At 40.9% G+C, this 2,223-nt stretch carries 1 protein-coding gene; it reads left to right on the plus strand.

All coding sequences use genetic code 11. The annotated features are described in order from the left end of the window. Nucleotides 1-631 precede the first annotated feature (631 nt). On the plus strand, nucleotides 632-1,960 hold the full coding sequence (gene dnaG / locus AB7U21_RS07295; RefSeq protein WP_333788175.1) for a DNA primase DnaG: 1,329 nt from the start codon (nucleotides 632-634) through the stop codon (nucleotides 1,958-1,960). Nucleotides 1,961-2,223: the final 263 nt, after the last annotated feature.

Here is a 2,223-nt window from a genome sequence, read left to right on the forward strand (position 1 = left end):
CATGTATTAGAACTCTGCTCTCTCTATATTTAGTTCATTCGTTAGCCTGTTTCTCTTTTCAAAGGGAGTTGAGCATCTTTGTAAACCCACAAGTTTATTATATATCATACGGATATTACCTATTGTAATCATTACTTATATGGCTACATCAACTTGAAATTGATCTAGAATCATTGAGGATACCCATGGGACATGGGTATTCTGATCACGCAAAAATAGTTTATCATCATCTAATTTACAATAATCAGGAAATAAGTTGGAATTCACGTTTGATTATTAGCATCAAACATCCCATTTGATATGAATTGCCAAAGGGAATGGCGGTAAGGGTATTTAATGTACATGTGATATTGGATATACCAATTGAACGTTAGTTACCCTCGTAGTGCTGTAGACGTGTGTTCAAAACATGGGCATATGTAATGCTGAATTACGTGTGGCACGTCGGAAAAAACGAACAGAGTTGAGATTGGGTTCAGCAGAATGCTACTGTTGAAGTGACCTAAAAACGGTATCAGGTCCTTTGCGCCTGGGCTTTGTAAGTCACTTGTTAGACTGTTTTTGCAAGACGAACAAGCTATGTGCCATAGATAATAGCATAAATCAGCATAAATAATGTGGAGATTCATATATGCAAAATGCAGATACTACCAAGTATATCATTCATTCAAAGATCAGCGCAGATGGTATTATAGAACGCCCCGATATCGTAGGTGCTATTTTCGGACAGACAGAGGGCCTGCTCGGATCGGACCTGGATCTGCGAGATCTTCAGAAAACAGGACGTATCGGGAGGATAGAGGTCCTTGTCAGTGCTAAGGGTGGCAAATCCAAGGGTACTATTCTGGTTCCTTCCAGTCTGGACAAGGTGGAAACATCCATTCTGGCCGCATCTCTGGAAACCATAGACAGGGTCGGACCATGCAGCGCCAAGATCGAAATAACAAATATAGAAGATGTGCGGGCCACAAAGAGGAAGCAGATCATAGAACGTGCAAAGTTCATTCTCACTGGCATGTTCGATACCAATGTGCCGGAATCTCAGGAAATAGCCGAAGAGGTCCGGCAGTCCGTACGTGTGGAAGAAATGCAGTATTTTGGAAAAAATAAGATCCCATGCGGTCCTGCAGTATTTGATTCAGATGCTATAGTAGTTGTAGAGGGTCGTGCAGATGTGCTGAACCTTCTTAGGTATGGTATCAAGAACACTATTTGTGTAGGTGGTACCAATGTGCCTCCGGAGGTAGCAGAACTAACAAAGAAAAAGGAAACAGTAACTGCCTTTACAGATGGTGACCGTGGAGGAGAACTTATCATAAAGGAACTTCTACAGGTAGCTAACATTGATTACATTGCCCGTGCCCCCGATGGCAAGAGTGTAGAGGATCTTGTACAAAAGGAAATAGTCAGGGCGCTAAGGCAGAAGATACCAGTAGAACAGGTAATGGATAAGTATTCTTTGAAGGATTCGGATTCCATGAAGGCTCCGGCAGTTCAGAGGGTACCGAAACCAAAAGAAAGAAGACCTGTTGAGATCCCGAGGGTTGCTGCCCCAGCTAAGTTGAAGAAACGCCCGATCAAGCAGCGTGAATTCTCTCAGGAACCTGTAGAGGTCGAGGTGCCTTCGGAGGAAGTACAGGAAGTTGTGGAGCCGGTCGTTAAACTCTCGCCAGCTTCAAAAAAGTTCAAGTCGCATGCAGATGAGCTCATGGGCACTTTTGGTGCTCGTTTTCTTGATGCCGGCAATAATGTGATTGGTGAAACTGCTGTGCGTGATCTTGTCAATAACCTTAAGAACTACAATGGTGATGTCAAAAGTGTTGTTTTTGATGGTGTTATAACCCAGAGGATCCTTGACATTGCTGAGAACAAGGGTATTGAAAATCTTGTTGGCGCCAAGATAGGAAGTATCACTAAAAGACCAGCCTCTGTGAAAATATTGACCGTTAAAGACCTTTAGGTCTTGATGGTTAATTTTTAATTATTTAGTGCCTTCTTTTTTTATTTTATATTTTCTCAAAATAATATAAATTCTCTACATAGTTATCTTTTTATATTTGATTCAAGGACATATATTTCCGATAATAGCCTTTTATTGAAATCAATCGATTTATGTTCGTACATTAATTTAATCAGTGCACAATAGCGCAATGTACAAACAAATAAAGGATATGTTGGTTGGTATGCACAAAGACGAATTGATTCTACTGCACACATTAAAGG

The sequence above is a fragment of the Methanomethylovorans sp. genome (genome assembly GCF_050177135.1).
GTDB lineage: Archaea > Halobacteriota > Methanosarcinia > Methanosarcinales > Methanosarcinaceae > Methanomethylovorans.